The organism is Streptomyces sp. NPDC002698 (genome assembly GCF_042888945.1).
Classification (GTDB): domain Bacteria; phylum Actinomycetota; class Actinomycetes; order Streptomycetales; family Streptomycetaceae; genus Streptomyces.
The window spans coordinates 1-18,927 of sequence record NZ_JBIAQM010000022.1 but is presented as its reverse complement, the minus strand read 5'-3'; the positions used below and the strand labels follow the sequence as shown (position 1 = coordinate 18,927).

The 18,927-nt window shown below is 72.9% G+C and carries 16 protein-coding genes; 5 read left to right on the top strand and 11 right to left on the bottom strand.

Annotated features, from left to right (window positions below; all coding sequences use genetic code 11):
• Window positions 1–168: 168 nt before the first annotated feature.
• From ACFYW9_RS26950 to ACFYW9_RS26915, 8 genes are all read right to left on the bottom strand, one after another.
• Window positions 169–1,251, bottom strand: a complete 1,083-nt coding sequence (locus ACFYW9_RS26950; RefSeq protein WP_389155305.1) for a Zn-dependent alcohol dehydrogenase — start codon at window positions 1,249–1,251, stop codon at window positions 169–171.
• 10 nt (window positions 1,252–1,261) lie between these two features.
• On the bottom strand, window positions 1,262–2,650 hold the full coding sequence (locus ACFYW9_RS26945) for an aldehyde dehydrogenase family protein (RefSeq protein WP_389155302.1): 1,389 nt from the start codon (window positions 2,648–2,650) through the stop codon (window positions 1,262–1,264).
• Between the two features lie 133 nt (window positions 2,651–2,783).
• Window positions 2,784–4,130 (bottom strand): ABC transporter ATP-binding protein, encoded by a 1,347-nt coding sequence (locus ACFYW9_RS26940; RefSeq protein WP_389155299.1) that lies wholly within the window; start codon window positions 4,128–4,130, stop codon window positions 2,784–2,786.
• Between the two features lie 240 nt (window positions 4,131–4,370).
• On the bottom strand, window positions 4,371–5,084 hold the full coding sequence (locus tag ACFYW9_RS26935; protein ID WP_389155296.1) for a class F sortase: 714 nt from the start codon (window positions 5,082–5,084) through the stop codon (window positions 4,371–4,373).
• 52 nt (window positions 5,085–5,136) lie between these two features.
• Window positions 5,137–5,841, bottom strand: a complete 705-nt coding sequence (locus tag ACFYW9_RS26930; RefSeq protein WP_389155293.1) for a hypothetical protein — start codon at window positions 5,839–5,841, stop codon at window positions 5,137–5,139.
• 188 nt (window positions 5,842–6,029) lie between these two features.
• The gene (locus ACFYW9_RS26925) at window positions 6,030–8,288 is read right to left on the bottom strand and encodes a molybdopterin oxidoreductase family protein (protein WP_389155290.1); all 2,259 of its coding nucleotides are present in this window, start codon (window positions 8,286–8,288) and stop codon (window positions 6,030–6,032) included.
• A gap of 327 nt (window positions 8,289–8,615) precedes the next feature.
• Window positions 8,616–9,233, bottom strand: a complete 618-nt coding sequence (locus ACFYW9_RS26920) for a TetR/AcrR family transcriptional regulator (protein ID WP_351864134.1) — start codon at window positions 9,231–9,233, stop codon at window positions 8,616–8,618.
• 146 nt (window positions 9,234–9,379) lie between these two features.
• On the bottom strand, window positions 9,380–9,952 hold the full coding sequence (locus ACFYW9_RS26915) for a hypothetical protein (protein ID WP_389155286.1): 573 nt from the start codon (window positions 9,950–9,952) through the stop codon (window positions 9,380–9,382).
• 192 nt (window positions 9,953–10,144) lie between these two features.
• Here ACFYW9_RS26915 and hmgA point away from each other — a divergent pair, with 192 nt between their 5' ends.
• From hmgA to ACFYW9_RS26895, 4 genes are all read left to right on the top strand, one after another.
• Window positions 10,145–11,485 carry a homogentisate 1,2-dioxygenase gene (gene hmgA, locus ACFYW9_RS26910; protein WP_351864139.1) on the top strand — a complete coding sequence of 447 codons (1,341 nt, stop codon included), beginning with the start codon at window positions 10,145–10,147 and terminating at the stop codon, window positions 11,483–11,485.
• 49 nt (window positions 11,486–11,534) lie between these two features.
• Entirely contained in the window at window positions 11,535–12,284 is a 750-nt protein-coding gene (locus ACFYW9_RS26905) for a GntR family transcriptional regulator (protein WP_389155282.1), read from the top strand.
• A gap of 41 nt (window positions 12,285–12,325) precedes the next feature.
• Window positions 12,326–13,540, top strand: coding sequence for a type ISP restriction/modification enzyme (locus ACFYW9_RS26900; RefSeq protein WP_389155279.1), 1,215 nt, complete (start codon window positions 12,326–12,328; stop codon window positions 13,538–13,540).
• Between the two features lie 175 nt (window positions 13,541–13,715).
• Window positions 13,716–14,924 carry a CaiB/BaiF CoA transferase family protein gene (locus tag ACFYW9_RS26895; protein ID WP_389155276.1) on the top strand — a complete coding sequence of 403 codons (1,209 nt, stop codon included), beginning with the start codon at window positions 13,716–13,718 and terminating at the stop codon, window positions 14,922–14,924.
• Between the two features lie 157 nt (window positions 14,925–15,081).
• Here the strand turns inward: ACFYW9_RS26895 and ACFYW9_RS26890 are convergent, their stop codons facing one another.
• The 3 genes from ACFYW9_RS26890 to ACFYW9_RS26880 form a co-directional block, all read right to left on the bottom strand.
• Window positions 15,082–15,351 (bottom strand): hypothetical protein, encoded by a 270-nt coding sequence (locus ACFYW9_RS26890; protein WP_328667958.1) that lies wholly within the window; start codon window positions 15,349–15,351, stop codon window positions 15,082–15,084.
• Window positions 15,352–15,466: 115 nt separating this feature from the next.
• Window positions 15,467–16,255, bottom strand: a complete 789-nt coding sequence (locus tag ACFYW9_RS26885; RefSeq protein WP_351864152.1) for an anti-sigma factor — start codon at window positions 16,253–16,255, stop codon at window positions 15,467–15,469.
• A gap of 55 nt (window positions 16,256–16,310) precedes the next feature.
• Window positions 16,311–16,853 (bottom strand): sigma-70 family RNA polymerase sigma factor, encoded by a 543-nt coding sequence (locus tag ACFYW9_RS26880; RefSeq protein WP_037628546.1) that lies wholly within the window; start codon window positions 16,851–16,853, stop codon window positions 16,311–16,313.
• Between the two features lie 352 nt (window positions 16,854–17,205).
• On the opposite strand from ACFYW9_RS26880, the gene ACFYW9_RS26875 reads away from it, so the two are divergent.
• On the top strand, window positions 17,206–18,747 hold the full coding sequence (locus tag ACFYW9_RS26875; RefSeq protein ID WP_389155271.1) for a DUF4331 domain-containing protein: 1,542 nt from the start codon (window positions 17,206–17,208) through the stop codon (window positions 18,745–18,747).
• Window positions 18,748–18,927: the final 180 nt, after the last annotated feature.

Sequence of the window (18,927 nt, the reverse complement as noted above, 5' to 3'; positions counted from 1 at the left end):
CGGAGCCGGGGGCTTCCCGTCACGCCGTGCCGGCGGCCGGAGATCCGGGCCGAGCCGGCCCGACCGGGCCGCACCGGGTGCTCTCGCATCCTCCCGGGGCGGCCCGGGGACGTCCGCCGGACGTGGTGCCCGGATGACCACCGGACCTGCCTAGTGCCGCGACAGGCACTAGAAGACCACCAGGGCCCGGCCCCCCTTGCCCGCGATCATGTTGTCGAAGGCCGCGGGGATGCCGTCCAGGGCGATGTGGTCGGTGACCAGGCCCCCGAGGTCGAGACGGCCCGCGCGTACGTGCTCGGCGAGCACCGGGAGATCGCGGGCCGGGTCGGAGTTGCCGTACACGCAGCCGGCGAGGGTCCTGCCCCAGTGGAAGATCTCCAGGGCGTTGAAGGTGACCTGCTGGTCCTTGCCGCCGATGCCGACGACGGTGGTGCGGCCACCGCGCCGGGTCGACTCCCAGGCGGTACGGATGGTGACGGCGCGGCCGACGCACTCGACGGCGACGTCGACGCCCTGCTTTCCGGTGAGGGCGCGGACCTCGCGGGCGGTGGTGTCGGAGGCGACGACGTAGTCGGTGGCTCCCGCCTCGCGGGCCAGCGACTCCTTCTCGGGCGAGACGTCGACCGCGACGATCTTCGAGGCGCCCGCGATCCGGGCGGCCTGGAGGGCGGCGAGCCCGACCCCGCCGGCCCCGAACACCGCGACGGTCTCGCCGGGCCGGACCTTCGCCGAGTTGTGGACGGCGCCGTATCCGGTGAGGACCGCGCAGCCGAGCAGGGCGGCCTCGGTGAGCGGGATGCCGTCCGGGGCGGGCAGGACGCAGGACACCGGCACCACCGTCTCCTCCGCGAACGCGGCGACGTTCAGGCCGGGGTGCAGATCGCTGCCGTCGGAGGCGCGGCGGGCGTACACGGTGCCCGCGCCGGTGAGCGCGTCGGCGCACAGCCACACCTCACCCAGCGAGCAGGCGTGACAACTCCCGCAGGAGGGAGCCCAGTTGAGGACGACACGGGAGCCGGGGGCGACCTGGGTGACACCCTCGCCGACGGCGACGACGGTGCCGGCGCCCTCATGGCCGAGCACGGCGGGCACCGGCACCCGCATGGTGCCGTTGGACAGGGACAGGTCGGAGTGGCAGACCCCGGCGGCGGCGAGTCTCACCCGGACCCGGCCCGGCCCGGGGTCGGGGAGTTCGATCTCGGCGATCTCCAGCGGGGCACCCACGGCGGGCAGGACGGCGGCGCGAACCACGTGAACGCTCCTAGAACTGGAGGGACTTGGTCTGGAGGTACTCGGACAGTCCGTGGGCGCCGAGTTCGCGCCCCACACCCGACTGCTTGTAACCCCCGAAGGGGGCGAGGGGGTTGAAGCGTCCCCCGTTGATGTCGACCTGGCCGGTGTCGAGCCGCCGCGCGAAGGCGACCGCCTCGGACTCCTCGCCCGCCCACACCGCGCCCGCGAGCCCGTAGACGGTGCCGTTGGCGATCCGCAGGGCGTCCTCCTCGTCCTCGTAGCGCAGGATCGAAAGGACCGGGCCGAAGATCTCCTCCTGCGCGATCGTCATCTCCTCGGTGACGTCGGCGAAGACGGTGGGGCTGACGAAGTAGCCCTGTTCGCGCGGGGATTCGGCCCCGCCCGCGACGAGCCGCGCGCCCTCGGCGACGCCCTTCTCGATGTAACCGCGCACCCTGTCCCGCTGCTTGGCGTTGACGACGGGTCCGATGCGGTCGCCGTACTTCGCGGCGGCGGCCGCGGCCAGCTCGACCGCCTCGTCGTAACGCTCGGCGGGGACCAGCATGCGGGTCCACGCGCTGCACGTCTGGCCGGAGTTGGACATCACGTTGGCGACGCCGACGTTCACGGCCTTGGCGAGGTCGGCGCTCGGCAGGATGACGTTCGCGGACTTGCCGCCGAGTTCGAGGGCGACGCGCTTGACCGCGGCGCCCGCGGTCGCGCCGATGCTCCGGCCGACGGCCGTGGAGCCGGTGAAGGAGACCAGGTCCACGTCCGGGTGCTCGGCGAGCGCCTGGCCGGCGACCGGGCCGAGGCCGGTGACGAGGTTGAAGACACCCGCCGGGACGCCCGCCTCGGCCACGGCCTCGGCGAAGAGCTGGGCGGTGAGCGGGGTGTCCTCGGCGGGCTTCAGCACCACCGTGCAGCCCGCGGCGAGCGCGGGGGCGACCTTGGCGACGATCTGGTGGAGCGGGTAGTTCCAGGGCGTGATCGCGCCGACGACACCGACGGGCTCCTGGTAGACGGTCGAGTTGCCGACCTTCTCCTCGAAGGCGTACGTCGCCGCCAACTCGGCGTAGGAACCGGCGACCAGCACCGGGACGCCCGCGTGCACCGCCTGCGAGAACGCGAGCGGTGAGCCGAGCTCGGCGGTGACGGTCTCGGCGATCTCGTCCTTGCGGGCGGCCAGTACGTCCCTCAGGGCGGCCAGGCGGGCGGCGCGTTCGGCGGGCGCGGTCGCGGCCCAGCCGGGGAACGCGGCACGGGCCGAGCGCACGGCGGCGTCGACGTCCTCGGCCGTGCCCGCCGGGACGTGGCCGATCACCTGCTCGTCGACCGGGTTCACGACCTCGATCGTGTCCCGTCCGGCCGCGGGGCGCCACGCCCCGTCGATGTACATGCCGTCATGTGCCTTCATCGTGTTCCTCCCGGGCGGGGCAGCGTCGTCCGGACCCTAAACTAGCGATGATAGTTTTGCGGCGCCAGGGTGACCTGCCGCACGGCGGATCACGGGCCCCGCCCGGAGTCCGCACCCCGCGCACCCCGGGGAGTCACTCCTCCAGGTCGGGAAGCCGCTCCGGCGCCGGGCAGATCCGTTCGCCGCTCCGGTCGAAGACGAACAGGTGGGCCAGGTCCACGAGGAGCGGGACCTGCATGCCGTGGCGGAGGTCGATGTCGGGCGTGGTGCGGACGACGAGATCGCCGGGCAGCAGCCCCTCGGGCGGTGTCTGCCCGGGGTGATCGGCCTCGTCGTCCGAGGGGTGGTCGAGGACGACGACCGGTCCGGCCCGCAGCGCCCCGGTGCGCCCCCGCAGCCGGTCCAGCACGGTGCCGGCGTCACGGCGCCGTCGGCGCGTCGGGCGGGACGGGCGCGGCGACTCCAGGTCGGGCACGAAGGCCGGCCGCGAGCCCGTGTTGAAGTGGACCAGGACCTCGTGACCCTGGAACTCCACATGCTCGACCAGACCGGTGATCGCCACCTCGCCCGGCCGGGCGTCGGACGCCCTGGCGAGCCGTATGGCCTCGGAGCGCAGCCCGACGATCACCTCACGGCCCTGCTGCACCCTGAGCAACTGGTGGTCCAGGCAGAGGGGTTCGGGCAGCCGCAGGTACTGCTTGCCGAGACTGATCGTCATGGCGCCGTCGAGCGGGGCCCGGACCAGTCCGCGCAGCAGGTTGATCCGCGGGGTGCCGATGAAGGCGGCGACGAAGACGTTCGCGGGCAGCCCGTAGACCGTGCGGGGCGTGCCCAGTTGCTGGAGGACTCCGCCGCGCATCACGGCGACGCGGTCACCGAGCGACATGGCCTCGGCCTGGTCGTGGGTGACGTAGACCGTGGTCGCTCCGAGGTCCCTGGTGAGCTTGGAGATCTCGGCCCGCAGGTGGTTGCGGAGTTTGGCGTCGAGGTTGGACAGCGGTTCGTCCATCAGGAAGGTGGAGGGGTGGCGCGCTATCGCCCGGCCCATCGCGACGCGCTGCCGCTCGCCGCCGGAGAGCTGGTTGGGGAAGCGGTCGAGGAGGTCCTGGATACCGAGCATCCGGGCGGTGGCGTCCACCCGGGCCCGGGGGTCCTCGCCGGGCGTCTCGATCCGCAGCGGGAAGCCGATGTTGTCGCGGCTGGTCATGCTCGGGTAGAGGGCGAAGTTCTGGAACACCATCGCCATGTTCCGCTCGGAGGGCGGCAGGTCGTTGGCGTACTCGCCGTCCAGGCGCACCTCGCCCTCGGTGACCTCCTCCAGTCCCGCGATCATCCTGAGCACGGTCGACTTGCCGCAGCCGGAGGGGCCGAGCAGCACGAGGAACTCGCCGGGCCGGATGTCCAGCGAGAACCGTTCCACGGCACGGGGCCCGCGGGCGTACGACTTGCTGACGTGGTGCAGGGAGATGGCGCGTGTCATGACAGGGGCCCCCGGGGGCGTGCAAGGCGCTGGTGCTCCGCGGCCGGTCGTCCCGTACGGGTCGTACGGGACCTTGAGTCACGGAAGCTAACGGACCGCACACGTCCGGGGGAAGACACGTGGCGGTATCGGACGGGCAGGTTCGGTACGGGCGGAAACGGACGATCGGATACCGGTCGGGCCGGGACCGGGCACGGGGATCCTTCGCCGCGACTCCGTTCCGCCGCACCGCGGTTCGCCTCATCGGGCGCCGGCCCGCCCCAGGATCTGCGTGAGGTGGGCGAAGGCGATGACGTTGGCGGCGTATCCGGACCTGTGGTCGTAGGCGCCGCCGCAGGTGATCAGCCGCAGTTCGGGGCGCCCCCGGTCGCCGTACACCTCCTGGTCGGGGAACTGTGCCTTCGCGTACGTACGTACGACGTCCACCGTATAGACGGCGGTCCGCCCGTCCGCGCGCCGCGCCTCGACGCGCGCGCCGGGACGGATTCGTTCGAGCGGGGCGAAGACGGCGGGTCCCGTCCGGGTGTCGCGGTGGCCGACGACGAGGGCCGTACCGCGTTCGCCCGGCGTGGGACCGTCCGTGTACCAGCCGACGGGCTTCGGATCGTCCACGGGCGGCACGGCGAGCCGTCTTCGGCGGTCCAGCCGGAGACCGATGGCCGGTGCGTCGACGCCGAGGGAGGCGATGCGCAGGCGGACGGCCCGGGAGCGGGGCAGCGGTGCGGGCGGGGGTGCGGGCCGGGCCGTCCGGCGCGCGGGCGCGGACGGATGCCGCCGCGGGCCGCGCGCGTCGCCGCCGGGGCGGGCGTCCGGCGTGCGCCCGGCGCCCGCCTTGCCGGCCGGAGCCCGGGAGGCGGCGCCGTCGTCGCGTACGGCGCCGGACGCCACCGTCCCGGCGGGCTCACCGTCCCCCGCCCACCAGACGCCGCCCGCCACCAGTGCGACGGCGACCACCAGGGTCCTCGTCAGGCGGTAGGCGCGCGTCCGGTACCAGGGCCTCCGTCGTCTACGCGGCGCCATTGCCGCGTCGGCGCAGCCGCAGGAACACGACTCCCCCGGCCACGACGAGACCCGCGGCCGCCGCACCGGCCACCGGCGAGAAGTTCCGCTCGTGAGCGAGTCCGCCGCCGCCCGCCGGAGGTCCTCCGTTGGGGCCCGGGCCGCCCTGCTGTCCGCCGGGGCCACCGCCCGGGCCGCCCTGCCAACTCGGTGTCGCGCTCGGGCCACCGCCCAGTTGGCTGGGCGTGGCGCTGGGTCCGCCGCCCCTGGCCGGCGTCGGGGTCGGAGCGCCGACGGGGCAGTCGACCCTGAAGACCTTGCTCTTGCCCGCGCCGTTCTCGCCCTGGAAGTTCCAGGTCAGCTCGTACCGGCCGTCGGGCAGGGTGAAGATGCGGGTCCCGGCGCGCCCGGTCCGGGACGCGGACAGTGTGCCCGCCAGGACGGGGGCGGCCGCGGCGCCGGGCTGGTGCGCGATCCACCAGGAGACCTGCTGCCCCGCGTCGAAGTCGAAGCCGTCGAGGTAGAAGCGGCAGACCTTCGGGTCGTCCCGCTGGTTGTCGAACGCGGTGTTCGCGTCGTGGACCTTGACGTCGCCGTTGTCACCGGGGGCGGCGACGGCGGCCGGGGCACCGAGGAGGGCGGTGCCCGCGACCGCGAGGGCGGCGAGGGCTCCGGCACCGCGATGCGGCACGGAGAGGAACGGGGTGGACATGCGAGACGCCTCCGAGCCAGATGATTTTCATACGAATTTCAGGTCATCTGACTACTTCTCACATAAGCTCCGGAAAGGGACGCAACTGCGCCCTGGCCCCCGCCGTCTGTCGCTCTACCGGCGGAAAGGCGCTCCCGGGCCGCGGCGGCCCATGGGCGTCCGCGGCGGCCCCGGGGCACACGGCAGGCTCAGGGGCAGGCCGCCAGTTCCACGGGCACCCCGTTGAGGACCGCCGTTCCGGACAGCGGGTCGAGCAGCGAGCCGTCGAGGAGCTGGTTGACGTTGACGCCGGGGTCCAGGGAGGCGTGGCTCATCCGGGTGCCGGGGCGGTCGTGCCCCCAGCCGTGCGGAAGGCTCACCACCCCGCGCCGAACGGTGTCGGTGACCTCCACCGGCGCGGTCACCTCTCCCCCGGCGCCCTTGACGCGCACCGCAGACCCGTCCGCGAGCCCCAGCCGGGCGGCGTCGTCGGGGTGGATGTGCAGGGTGCAGCGGTTGGAACCGCCGGTGAGCGCGGGGATGTTGTGCATCCAGCTGTTGTTGGAGCGCAGATGACGGCGGCCGACGAGGACGATCGCCGCCGGGCGCTCGCGCAGCGCCTCGCGCAGGCGCGGCAGATCGCCTGCGATCGGCTCCGGAAGCAGCTCGACCTTCCCGCTGCGGGTCTTCAGCCGGCGCGGCAGGCTGGAGGAGAGCGGTCCGAGGTCGATGCCGTGCGGGTGCGCCAGCAGCTTGTCCAGGGTCAGGCCGTCGGGGCGGGCGCCGAAGCCGTCGCCGTACGGGCCGAGGCGCAGCATCATGTCGAGCCGGCGTTCGGGGCCGTTCTCGCCGGTGAGGGCGGCGGCGAGTTCACGCGGGTCGCGCCCGTGCACCGGGGACGCGCTGTCCCCGGCCGCCTTGGCGAGGGTGCCCTCGACGACCATGGCGTCCACGGCGGACGGGTCGGCTCCGTGCATGCCGGTCGCGGCGAGGACGAGCCGGGCGAGGATCTCGGTCTCCGCCATCCGGCCCTCCTCCAGGGGGACGGCGGGGCGGTTGTAGCGGACCTGGTTGCGCACGGCGAGGGTGTTGAACGCGAAGTCATGGTGCGCGCTCCGGGAGGGCGGGGGCGGCGGGAGCACGACGTGGGCGTGGCGCGAGGTCTCGTTCAGGTAGGGGTCGACGCTGACCATGAAGTCCAGCGATTCGAGCGCCTTGTCGAGCCGGAGGCCGTCGGGCGCGGAGAGGACGGGGTTGGCGGCGACGGTGATGACCGCGCGGACCGGGCTGCCGTCCTCGGTCGGGGTGTCGATCTCCTCGGCCAGGGCGGCCAGGGGCAGTTCGCCCTTGGCCTCCGGGTGCCGGCTCACCCGGCTGTGCCAGCGGCCGAGCGCGAAGCCGCGGCCGGGGCCCGCCGGGCGGGGTGCCCGGTCGGTGGCGGCCGTCGGGAAGAGGGCACCGCCGGGCCGGTCGAGGTTGCCGGTGAGGATGTTGAGGACGTCCACCAGCCAGCTGGCCAGGGTGCCGTGCGGAACGGTGCAGCTGCCGATGCGGCCGTAGACGGCGGCGGTGGGGGCCGCGGCCAGCTCGCGCGCCAGCTCCCGGATGGTGACGGCGTCCACGTCGCAGGCCGCGCTCGCCGCCTCGGGGGTGAAGTCCCGCAGCGCGTCCGGAAGTTCGTCGACACCCTGGACGTGCGGGGTCAGCGCGCCGAGGTCGACGAGCTTCTCCTCGAACAGGACGTACGCCATCGCCGCGAGGAGCATCGCGTCGGTGCCGGGGCGGACGGCCACATGGCGGTCGGCGAGCTTGGCCGTGCGGGTGCGGCGCGGGTCGATGACGGTCAGCGTGCCGCCGCGGGCCCGCAGCGCCCGGAGCTTGCCGGGGAAGTCGGGGGCCGTGCACAGACTCCCGTTGGACTCCAGCGGGTTGGCGCCGATGAGCAGCAGGTGGTCGGTGTGGTCCAGGTCCGGCACGGGGATCGCGTTGGCGTCGCCGAACAGCAGCCCGCTCGACACGTGCTTGGGCATCTGGTCGAGCGTGGAGGCGGTGAAGACGCTGTGCGTGCGCAGGGCGCCGAGCAGGACGGTCGGATACAGGGCGCCGGCCATGGTGTGCACGTTCGGGTTGCCGAGGACGACGCCGAGGGCGTGCGGCCCGTACCGCTCGACGACGGGGCGCAGTCCGGCGGCCACCGCGTCGAAGGCCTCCTCCCAGGTGGCCTCGCGCAGGACGCCGTCCTCGCGGACGAGGGGGGTGCGCAGCCGGTCGGGGTCGCTGTCGGCGGCGCCGAAGGAGGCACCCTTCGGACAGATGAAGCCCTTGCTGAACACGTCGTCCCGGTCACCCCGGGCACCGGTCACCCGGGTGCCCTCGATGGTCAGGGTCAGCCCGCAGGTGGCCTCGCACAGGGGGCAGACGCGCAGCGCGGTTCGGGAGTCGGGGGTGGTACCGGAGGTACGGGACACGGGTCCTCCCGGAGGGCGGTGGCCTGGGTGGCACACGGACGCGAGTGAGCATACCGACCGGTACGCATGACGGCGAGGGTCCTCCGGGCGTCCGTCGGAATTCCGCGCACCGGGTTCCCGCGCCCCGCGAGCGTCGCGTCACGGACGTCGCCGCCCCGGGAAGGGACGGGGGGATCAGAGGAATCCGGGGAGCCCGAGAGGTCCGAGAAGCCCGGGGACCGAGAAGCCCGGGGACCGGGAAGCCCGGGGACCGAGAAGTCCGGGAAATCTGCAGGGTCCGGGATTCCCGGGCAGGCGCTCCCCCTCGCACGCGCCGGACGCCGGCCGTCAGTCGAGGACCCTGGCCAGATACGCCCGCAGCAGCTCGCGGGTCTCCGCGATGATCCGCTCGTCCCCCTCGGGATCGACCCGGAAGGCGAGGTGGACCAGGGTGTCGGCGCTCTCCACGGCGACCAGGAAGCAGCGGCGGAGGTCGTCGTCCGGTTCGCGGTCCAGGTATCCGGAGAGCAGGTCGGTCAGGCGGTCGGCGACCCGGGTGTTGGGCTCGGCGTAACGGGCGCCGACGGGAATCTGGTTGCCGAAGTCGACGAGGGAGAAGCCCGGCGCGGTGCGCTTCATGGCGAGGTACTCGTCGAGCACCGCGTCCATCGCGGCCCGCCAGCCTCCCCCGTCCGCCTCGCGCAGACTCTCGGTGACGCGCTCGCTGTAGAGCTCCAGGTTGCGCTGGGCGAGCGCGTCGGCCATCGCCCGCTTGTTGCCGAAGAACCGGTAGACGGAGCCGATGGGCACACCGGCCCGCTGGGCCACGGCCCGTGTGCTCAGCCCGTCGTAGCCCACCTCGTCGAGGAGGTCGGCACAGGCGTCGAGGATTCTGGTCAGTCGTTCTGCGCTACGCCGTTGTACGGGCGCTCTGCGGAGCGAGGTCGCATGGGGCACGGTCTTCATGATGCCTTTCCGACGGGGTCCGGTGAACCTCGCCCATCAGTACGCGCCTCCGTGCCATGACCACTCATTTTCGGCGGCGCATCCGTGCCCTGACCACGCGTCGCGCCTCGGACCCTCCGCCCGGGAGGTCCCCGAGGCCGGCGGCGTCAGCGCGCCGCGGGCGACACCGTCGAGGCCGCGGCCTCGGCCTCGGGCGTCCGCGATTCCGGGCCGGGTATCGCGCCCGAGCCCGAGGCGGTGATGTCGGCCGTGCTCTCCACGGGCCTGCCGTGGACGGCCCAGACGGTGCCGTCGTCCGCGTACAGCCGCGCGGTGACGTGGTGGGTGCCGCGCGGCACGAAGTGCCCGGCCAGGTGGTATTCGGCGGCGCGCAGCCGGGCGACGGTCCGGCCGTCGACGTAGAGGTGCGCGATGCCGCGCCCCGCGACCGGCACGGCGCGCGTGCCCGCGGGCGAGAAGCGGAAGTCGCGGACGGTCAGCCGCACGTCCCAGCCGTCGGCGGAGTCCGGCTGGATCTCGATCGCGACCTCGGGTGCCCCCTTCCCCTCCACCTCACGGTAGAGCCGCCCCTCCTCGTCCGTCTCGTCGAGCAATGTGCCCACGGGCGAGGCGGAGACCGTGGTCCCCCGCTCGTGCGCGTCACCGGTGCCGCAGCCCGCGGCTCCGCCGCACAGGGCGCAGACCACGAGCGCGGTGAGCAGTCCACACATCCACCGCATGTCCGGGAGCGTAGAACAAGGCCCCTTACGGCCGTATCCCCCTGAAGTCGGGTTCTTGGACCGGCCGCACACCCTTGAGTACTAGTCCCCTGGCAATTCCGGCCAACCCTCGGCCTGCCCCGGTCGGCCTCTTGCGCGGGGCGGGAGGGAATCCTACGGTGATACATAGGAATCGGGCGCGAGGGAGCGAACATGAGCGGGGACGCGAGGAAGACGGCCGAGGGGCTGGCCTACCTCTCCGGATTCGGCAACGAACACAGCTCGGAGGCGGTCCCGGGGGCCCTGCCGCACGGCCGCAACGCACCGCAGCGAGCACCCCTCGGCCTGTACGCGGAGCAGCTGAGCGGTTCGGCGTTCACCGAGCCGCGCGCGTCCAACCGGCGTTCGTGGCTCTACCGGATCCGGCCGTCGGCCGCGCACCCCGCGTTCACCCGCGCCGACAACGGCACGCTGCGGACGGCGCCGTTCACCGAGACGGTGCCCGACCCGAACCGGCTGCGCTGGAACCCGCTCCCCGAGCCCCCCGCCGGGACGGACTTCCTCGCGGGTCTGTGGACGCTCGGCGGCAACGGCGACGCCGGTCAGCGCACCGGGATCGCGGTGCACCTCTACCACGCCAACGCGTCGATGGAGCGGGTGTTCAGCGACGCCGACGGCGAGCTGCTCATCGTCCCGGAGCGCGGCGGCCTGCTGCTGCGCACCGAGTTCGGGCTCCTGCACGTGGAACCGGGCCAGATGGCACTGATCCCCCGGGGGGTGCGTTTCCGGGTGGAGCTTCTGGACACGGCACCGGAGGGCGGGCGCGCCCGCGGCGCCCGGGGTTATGTGTGCGAGAACTACGGTGCGCCCTTCCAGCTGCCCGACCTCGGCCCGATCGGCGCCAACGGCCTCGCCAACGCCCGCGACTTCCTGGCGCCGGTCGCCGCCTACGAGGACGTCGAGGGTCCCGTCGAGGTGGTGAACAAGTTCTGCGGCAACCTCTGGACGGCGACGTACGACCACTCGCCGCTGGACGTCGTCGCCTGGCACGGCAACCATGTGCCGTACATCTACGACCTGCACCGTTTCAATGTGATCGGCTCCATCAGCTACGACCACCCGGACCCCTCGATCTTCACGGTGCTGACCTCGCCGTCCGACACCCCGGGTCTGGCCGGTGTCGACTTCGTGGTGTTCGCGCCGCGCTGGCTGGTGGGCGAGGACACGTTCCGGCCCCCGTACTTCCACCGGAACGTGATGAGCGAGTACATGGGTCTCGTCGAGGGCGCCTACGACGCGAAGGCGGAGGGCTTCGTGCCGGGCGGCGGCTCGCTGCACAACATGATGTCGGCGCACGGTCCGGACCAGGAGACCTTCGACCGCGCCAGCGCCGCCGAACTGAAGCCCCAGAAGATCGACGACGGGCTGGCGTTCATGTTCGAGACCCGCTGGCCGGTGACCGCGACGGCCCAGGCGGCGCGGGCGGACCATCTCCAGAAGGGCTACGACGACGTGTGGAAGGGCCTCGGGCGACACTTCCGCCCGGCCGGCTGACCTTCACCGGCCGTTGCCTTCCACGCCCGCGACCGGTACGGATACCCTCGTGACCTCCTTCGCTCCCGATTCGATCGTCCTGAACCGCAAGCTGCCGCTGTGGTATCAGGTGTCGCAGTCCCTGCGCGCCTCGATACTCGGCCGCGCTCCCCAGGATCCCCTGCGCCTGCCCACCGAGGAGCAGCTCGCGGGGCACTACGGGGTGAGCGTGCTGACCATGCGGCAGGCGCTCAAGGAGCTGGAGGTCGAGGGGCTCATCACCCGGCACCGCCGCCGGGGCACGTTCATCGAGCCGAGTGCGCTGCGGGGCGCGCCCGTGCGGCTGCTCGGCTCGGTGGACGCGATCGTGGCCCAGCAGTCGGGCATGACGACCGAGCTGCTGGATCAGGGGAAGGCACCCGTTTCCGGCGAACTGGCGGAATTCTTCCCGGATGTGGCCGAGGTGGCGACGTACCACCGGCTGCGCAGCGACGAGACGACGGGCGAGCCGACCAACCACGCGCGCAACTACCTCCGGCCGGAGTTGGCCGACCGTATCGACCGGGAGGATCTGATCCGCTGGCCGATGACCAAAGTGCTGCGGGACGTGCTCGGGGTCGGCATCAGCCGGATCACCGACACGGTGGAGGCCACGCTCGCGGACCCGGAGACGGCGCGTCTGCTCCAAGTGCCGCTGCTCAGCCCGATCCTGCGCTACACGGGCGTCATCCACGGCACGGACGGGCAGGCGCTGGACGTGGCGGTCATCCACTACCGGGGCGACCGCTTCTCGTTCACGGTCACCCTCGACGCGCACTGACGATGGCGTACGGGGGCGGCGCGCGGCACCCGCGTCGTACGATGCCGGGCGTGACGCCCGACGCCGCTCCGCTGCTCGCGGACCTCATGCCGTGGTCCGTCGCACCGCCGAGGCTGGGCCGGAGGTGGCCGACGGCACCCGACGCGGCCTCCCTGAAAGCCCGCTGGGACGCCCTCGTGCGGGCCGAGGGGGAGGACCGCGAGACGCTGTTCGGGCCGACGCGGGCGCGCACGACGCACTCCGCGGTCGCCCAGCTTCCGGGCCAGTCCAGCGGGACGGGCCGCCTCGCCCGGGCGTCGGACCCGTGCCCGGCGCCGGTCCGCGTGCTGAGCGCCCCCTTCGACGAGCAGTGGCTGATTCCCGACCACCGGCTGATCGACTCGGCCCGCCCCGAGCTGTGGCGGGTGGCGGACGAACAGCAGGTGTTCGCGGTCGAGCAGACCCCGGTGCCCGAGGCCTCCGGTCCGGCTCTGCTGGCCGCGTCCGTGCTGCCGTTGAGCGCGGGCCGCGGCGGGCGGGTGCGCCCCCTCTACCGGCGCCCCGGTGGCCGTGAACCGAACCTGGCACCGGGCCTGCTGGAACATCTGGGCTCCCGCCTCGGCGACACACCCGCTCCCCTCGACGTCCTCGCCTGGACGACGGCGGTCGCGCGGCACGGCCGCGACGGATGCGCGGTCCCGCTCACCGCCGACCCCGAAGTGTGGGCGTACGGCGTCGAGTTGGGCCAGCGCATGCTGCGGCTGATGCGCCGGGAGGGCGAGCGCCCCAAACTTCCCGGCGGCCGGCGGCCCTACGTCCGCGCGCCGCTGTCCGCCCTGCCCCAGGGACCCCGGCCGGCCACGGGCCCCCCGTTCACCGACCCGTACTACGACCGCGCCGAGGAGTCCCTGCACCTCGGCGACGGCAGGATCTCGCCCGTGCCGCCCGAGGCCTGGGACTTCGAGGTCGGCGGCGTACGCGTGCTGGAACAGTGGTTCGCGGCGAGGACGGGGGTGGCGGAGCCGGGCACGCTGGAGGCGATCGGCCCCGTCGGCTGGCCGCAGGCGTGGACGTCCGAACTCCTCGAACTCATCACGGTGCTCGCGCTCCTCGCGGAACTGCGCCCCCGGCAGGCCGCGTTGGAGCCGCGGTCGCCGATCACCCGGACGGAGCTGCGCACGGCCGGGGTGCTCCCGGTCCCGGACGCGGCGCGCCGCCCGGCCTCGGTGCTCGACCACCACGAAGAGGGCCCGGAGGGCCAGTTCGCGCTGATCTAGGACCTGTCCTCCGCTGGAATCGGCAGGCTCCCGGTGCCCCGGCGGGCGATGTCCGCCCCGTCGCGGCGGCCGGCGCTCCCTGACGGCCGGACGCCGGCTGCCGGGAACCGCCGGCCGGCGGCCACCGGATCACCCCGCGGCAATCAGCGCATGACAAAGGTGGTGGGGAGGAGTCATGATCCACCGCATGCAGCCAGAGCCCCTGCCCCTCGAGGGCATCACCGTCGTCGCCGTCGAACAAGCCGTCGCCGCGCCCTTCGCGACCCGGCAGCTCGCCGATCTCGGCGCCCGGGTCGTCAAGGTCGAGCGGATCGACGGCGGGGACTTCGCGCGTGGCTACGACACCGCGGCCCAGGGCCTGGCCTCGCATTTCGTGTGGTGCAACCGGGGCAAGGAGTCCGTCGCCCTCGATCTGAAGGACCCGCGCGGGCTCGACGTCGTCCGCCGGCTCGTCGCGGACGCGGATGTGTTCGTGCAGAACCTCGCCCAGGGCGCGGCGGCGCGGCTGGGCCTGGACGCGGCGACCCTGTGTGCCGAGCATCCCCGGCTGATCGCCGTGGACATCTCCGGATACGGGCCGTCGGGGCCGTACGCCGGCAAACGGGCGTACGACATGCTCGTGCAGTGCGAGGCGGGGCTCGTGTCGGTGACGGGGACGCCCGAACAACCGGTGAAGGCGGGCATCCCGGCCGCGGACATCGCGGCGGCCATGTACGCGTTCTCGGGGGTCCTCGCGGCGCTGGTGCGGCGCGGCACGACCGGGCGCGGGGGCCCGGTCGAGGTGTCGATGCTGGACGCGCTCGCGGAGTGGATGGGGCATCCGCTGCACCACGCGATGCACGACGGGACCGCACCGGCTCGCACGGGCCTCGCCCACGCCGTCATCGTTCCCTACGACGCCTATTCGACGGCGGACGGCGGGCGCGTGCTGTTGTCGGTGCAGAACGACCGGGAGTGGCGGCGGCTCGCCCAGCAGGTTCTGGGGCGGCCCGAGACGGCGGACGATCCTCGTTTCGCGACGAACGCGGCGCGGGTGGCGGACCGGGAGCGCGTGGACGCGCTGGTCGCCGGGGCGCTGGGCGCGCTGGGCGCCGACGAGGCGGTGGCCCGCCTGGAGGCCGCGGGCATCGCCTGCGCACGGCTGCGGGACGTGGGCGAGGTGGCGGAGCACCCTCAGCTGGCGGCCAGGAACAGATGGCGGGAGGTGGGATCGCCGGCCGGACCGCTGCGGGCCCTGCTGCCCCCGATCACCCTGCCGGGCGGGGAGGAGGCGCGGATGGGGTCCGTCCCGCGGCTCGGCGAGCACACAGGGGTGGTGTTGCGGGCGCTGGGCATGACGGACGCGGACGTCGCCGAGCTGCGGCGGGACGGAGTGGTGCGCTGAGCCTCACGGCTCGGTGATGGTGGTGACCCGCGCTCCGGATGTGGTGATCACCGGGCGCCGCCGCCCGCCGTGGGGATGACGGACGCGGAGGGGCAGCGTTGCGCCGGTTCGGTGGAGTCGCCGGAGCGCGGGTCGAGAAGGCCGGTAACGACAGCGGTCAGCGGTCGCCGAACAGCGAGCGGCGCAGCCGCCTGAGCGGTGCGAACAGCGAGACCCGCCGCACGCGCGCACCCCTGGAGCCGCTGTCGTGCGCGTGGTCACGGGTCGTGAGCTCACGCATCAGCGACGTCGCCTCGACCGTCTCGCGCTGCGGTATGGCAGGGCCACCGAGCACCGCGAGATGTCGGTCGAGGCGCGAACTGGTCGCGCTGCTCCCGCACGTGATCGCAGGGACGCGTGCCCTGCTGCGCACTGTTATCTGTTCCATGTCACTCCCCACCCGTACAAGTCCACCCGGCCCGGGCAGACTAACCCTATCGCCCCCTCATGGCGCGCGTGTATCTCGGACAAAGGATTCACCTTCCCCATAAGGGGGTTGACGGTTACTCTCCGAATCCAACCGTTTCCAGGGCGAGTTGGACAACCGGCGAGGTAGTGGGCTGTTCCGAGCCCCCGCGAGGCTCGACGGTCACTGCGAGTGACGTCGCGTTCGTGTTCAGCCCGTCGGCGACGAGGGGCGTGTCGCCGTCGAAGAGACCGAGGGAACGCGGTTTCTCGTTGGGGCGCATGAGCCACAGCTGATGGACGCGTCCGCCGGCGGGCGTGCCGAGTCCGCTGAGTGTCACGACGGCGCGCCGCTCCGACGCGGAGGCCACTACTCCGATTCCGCGGCCCCCCGCGTCCCGTTCACCGGTCGCCCGCGCGTCCGGTGCCGCGAGAACGTGGGCGATCTCACGCGCCTGGGCGCGCTCCTGGCTCAGCTCGTCGCGCGCCTGGGTCGCCTGCACCGCGAAGAGCGCGGCGACGACGAGGGCAGCGGCGGCCGTGGCGGTGGCGAGCGGGGCGAACAGCGGGCGGAGCCGGGGGGTTCGCGCACGCGCGGGCTGATGGGCCGGCCGCGCACGGGGCAGGTCCCGGGCCGTGTGTTCCTGCGGTGTCGTCCGTACGGCGGTCAGCACCCGCGCGCGCAACGCGGCCGGCGGGGCCGCCGCCGTGGACCAGGCGAGCCGTACCGCGTCCTCGGTCAGCGCCCGCACCTCCTCGGCACAGCGGTCACAGCCCTTCAGATGACGTTCGAAGCGGCGCCTCTCGTCGCTCTCCAGCGCGTCGAGGGCGTAGGGGGCGGCGAGCGAGTGCAGATCGCGGCCCAGCAGTCGGTCGAGGACGCTCATGCGGCACCCCCCTCTCTTCCGTTCGGATCACGGCCCGGCAGGCGGTCGTCGGCGTTCACGCGACTCCTCCCAGGCAATCGCGCAGGCGGGTGAGCCCGTCGCGCATACGGGTCTTGACGGTGCCCAGCGGCAGGGAGAGCCGCTCGGCGACTTCCCGGTAGGTGTAGCCGTCGTAGTAGGCGAGGGTGACGGACTGCCGCTGAAGGGCGGTGAGCCGGTCGAGACAGCGGCGGACCCACTCGCGTTCGAGCCCGGCCTCGACCTCCTCGGCGACCTGGTCGAAGGCGGGGCGGTGGTTGCGCTGCCCCTCGCGCTGCTCGCGTTCGGTGGCCGCGCGGGCGCTGCGCACCCTGTCGACGGCGCGGCGGTGCGCGAGCGTGAGGATCCAGGACAGCGCGCTGCCGCGTCCGGGGTCGAACCGCGGCGCGGAGCGCCAGAGTTCGAGCAGCACCTCCTGCGACACCTCCTCCGACTGCGCCGGGTCCCGCACCACGCGGCGCACCAGTCCGAACACCGGCCCGGACACCAGTCCGTACAGCTCCTCGAACGCCTTCTGGTCGCCTCCGGCCACCAGCACCAGTAGCTCGTCAGCCTCCACCCGTCCCCCTCTCCGGCCGTGCACGGCCCGTCCTTTCCCCTACGTCTTCGCAGCGAACCCGTCTACGGATGGGTTACGGATCAGCGAGCCGAAAACGCGCGTCCACCGCTGATCAGTTCCCGTCCCCGAGACCTGTTCGTCCGCGTGTCCGCCGGTGACCGTCCCCCTGTCCGCGACCGGCACTGTCGCACGTCTCGCGCCGACCGGTTCGGGCGACCGTCGGGAAAGAAGCCGGCCCGTCGATGAAACAACCTGGGAGAACCGCCGTAAAGACGTTTGGGATTCGACCAATCCACCCCGGCGACCGCTCCGAATGGCGTGCGTCAGGCAAGTTGGACAGAGGACGGACGGCATGACACCTATCTCCAGGAGCGGCGCGGGTCGAAGGACTCTCGCGACCCTCGTATGCGGTGCGCTGGCTGCCGGGGGGCTCGCGGCCGCCGGTGCGACGGCGCTGGCGCCGGGGGCGGCCTCCGCCTCCAGCCACCGGGAGGCCCCGCTGATCTCGGGCACTCCCCAGTACGACAACACGGACGTGTACGCGTTCGTCAGCCCGGACAAGCCGGACACGACGACGATCGTGGCGAACTGGATCCCCTTCGAGGAGCCCGCGGGCGGTCCGAACTTCTTCACGTTCGCCGACGACGCCCAGTACGACCTCCACATCGACAACAACGGTGACGCGCAAGGTGAGTTGATCTACCGCTACACCTTCAAGACGCACCGCAAGAACGGCAACACGTTCCTGTACAACACGGGTCCGGTCACCAGCCTCGACGACCCCGACCTGAACATCACGCAGACGTACGACATCGAGCTCCTGCGGCTGCACAACCAGCGGCTGGTGTCGAAGACCAAGGTCGCGGACGACGTTCCGGTCGCCCCGTCCAACGTCGGCAAGGCGTCGATGCCGGACTACTCGAAGCTGCGCTACCAGGCGGTGTCCAAGCTCGCCGGCGGCTCGACGACGTTCGCCGGCCAGGCGGACGACCCGTTCTTCCTGGACCTGCGCGTCTTCGACCTGCTGTACGGCGGGAACCTGACCGAGGTCGGACGGGACACCCTCAAGGGCTACAACGTCAACTCCATAGCCCTTCAGGTCCCGAACGACATGATCCGCGAGTCGGCCGGACAGCCGGTCGTCGGCATCTGGTCCACCACGCAGCGCAAGGACGCCCGCGGCCAGTACCGCCAGGTCTCGCGTCTCGGCATGCCGCTGGTCAACGAGGTCGTCAACCCGCAGAAGGACAAGGACAAGTTCAACGCGTCCGCGCCCTGGGAGGACGCCCAGTTCCTGAAGAACGTGACCAACCCCGAGCTCCCGAAGCTCATCGAGGGGATCTACAAGATCAAGGCCCCGGCCGAGCCCCGCAACGACCTGGTCGACGTGTTCCTGAAGGGCGTCAAGGGCCTCAACCAGCCGCCGCACGTGCGTCCGGCGGAGGAGCTGCGGCTCAACACCTCGATCAAGCCGACCATGCACCCCAAGCGGCTCGGTGTCCTCGACGGCGACAACGCGGGCTTCCCGAACGGACGCCGCCTCACGGACGACGTGATCGACGCCTCGCTCCAGGTGGTCGAGGGTGAACTCGTCGGATCCAAGAACGACTTGGGTGACGCGGTCGACAAGAACGACAAGAAGTTCGAGAAGTACTTCCCGTACGTGGCCGAGCCGACCTCGGGTTCGCGCGGCGCGCTCGCCAAGGGCACGACCAGCGGGACCGATGTGCGCAGCCAGCTCGGCGACGCGCTCCAGCCGGCCGGCTCCGGCTCCGGTGGCGGAACCGACACCGTGCTGATCGCGGGCTCCGCCGCGGCGGGCGCCGCGGGCATCCTGCTCATCGGCTCCGGTCTGCTGTGGTGGCGCCGACGGATGTACAACCGGGCCTACTGACCCGGCTCACCGACTGGCGCGGCCCGCACGCAGTTCAACCCCCCACGGTGCGGGCCGCGCCGCCCCCCCCCCCCCCCCCCCCCCCGGACCCCCCCCCCCCGGGGGGGCGGGGCAATACCCCCCGGACAAAAAAAACAACCACCCCCCCCCCCCAAACGGCCCCCCCCCCCCCGGCGCCCC

Excerpts from the sequence above, each read along its gene's own strand:
- ACFYW9_RS26940 (WP_389155299.1), bottom strand. The coding sequence starts at position 4,130 with ATGACACGCGCCATCTCCCTGCACCACGTCAGCAAGTCGTACGCCCGC.
- hmgA (WP_351864139.1), top strand. The coding sequence starts at position 10,145 with ATGAGCGGGGACGCGAGGAAGACGGCCGAGGGGCTGGCCTACCTCTCC.
- ACFYW9_RS26875 (WP_389155271.1), top strand. The coding sequence starts at position 17,206 with ATGACACCTATCTCCAGGAGCGGCGCGGGTCGAAGGACTCTCGCGACC.
- ACFYW9_RS26885 (WP_351864152.1), bottom strand. The coding sequence starts at position 16,255 with ATGAGCGTCCTCGACCGACTGCTGGGCCGCGATCTGCACTCGCTCGCC.
- ACFYW9_RS26890 (WP_328667958.1), bottom strand. The coding sequence starts at position 15,351 with ATGGAACAGATAACAGTGCGCAGCAGGGCACGCGTCCCTGCGATCACG.
- ACFYW9_RS26945 (WP_389155302.1), bottom strand. The coding sequence starts at position 2,650 with ATGAAGGCACATGACGGCATGTACATCGACGGGGCGTGGCGCCCCGCG.
- ACFYW9_RS26900 (WP_389155279.1), top strand. The coding sequence starts at position 12,326 with ATGCCGGGCGTGACGCCCGACGCCGCTCCGCTGCTCGCGGACCTCATG.
- ACFYW9_RS26930 (WP_389155293.1), bottom strand. The coding sequence starts at position 5,841 with ATGTCCACCCCGTTCCTCTCCGTGCCGCATCGCGGTGCCGGAGCCCTC.
- ACFYW9_RS26915 (WP_389155286.1), bottom strand. The coding sequence starts at position 9,952 with ATGCGGTGGATGTGTGGACTGCTCACCGCGCTCGTGGTCTGCGCCCTG.
- ACFYW9_RS26920 (WP_351864134.1), bottom strand. The coding sequence starts at position 9,233 with ATGAAGACCGTGCCCCATGCGACCTCGCTCCGCAGAGCGCCCGTACAA.
- ACFYW9_RS26895 (WP_389155276.1), top strand. The coding sequence starts at position 13,716 with ATGATCCACCGCATGCAGCCAGAGCCCCTGCCCCTCGAGGGCATCACC.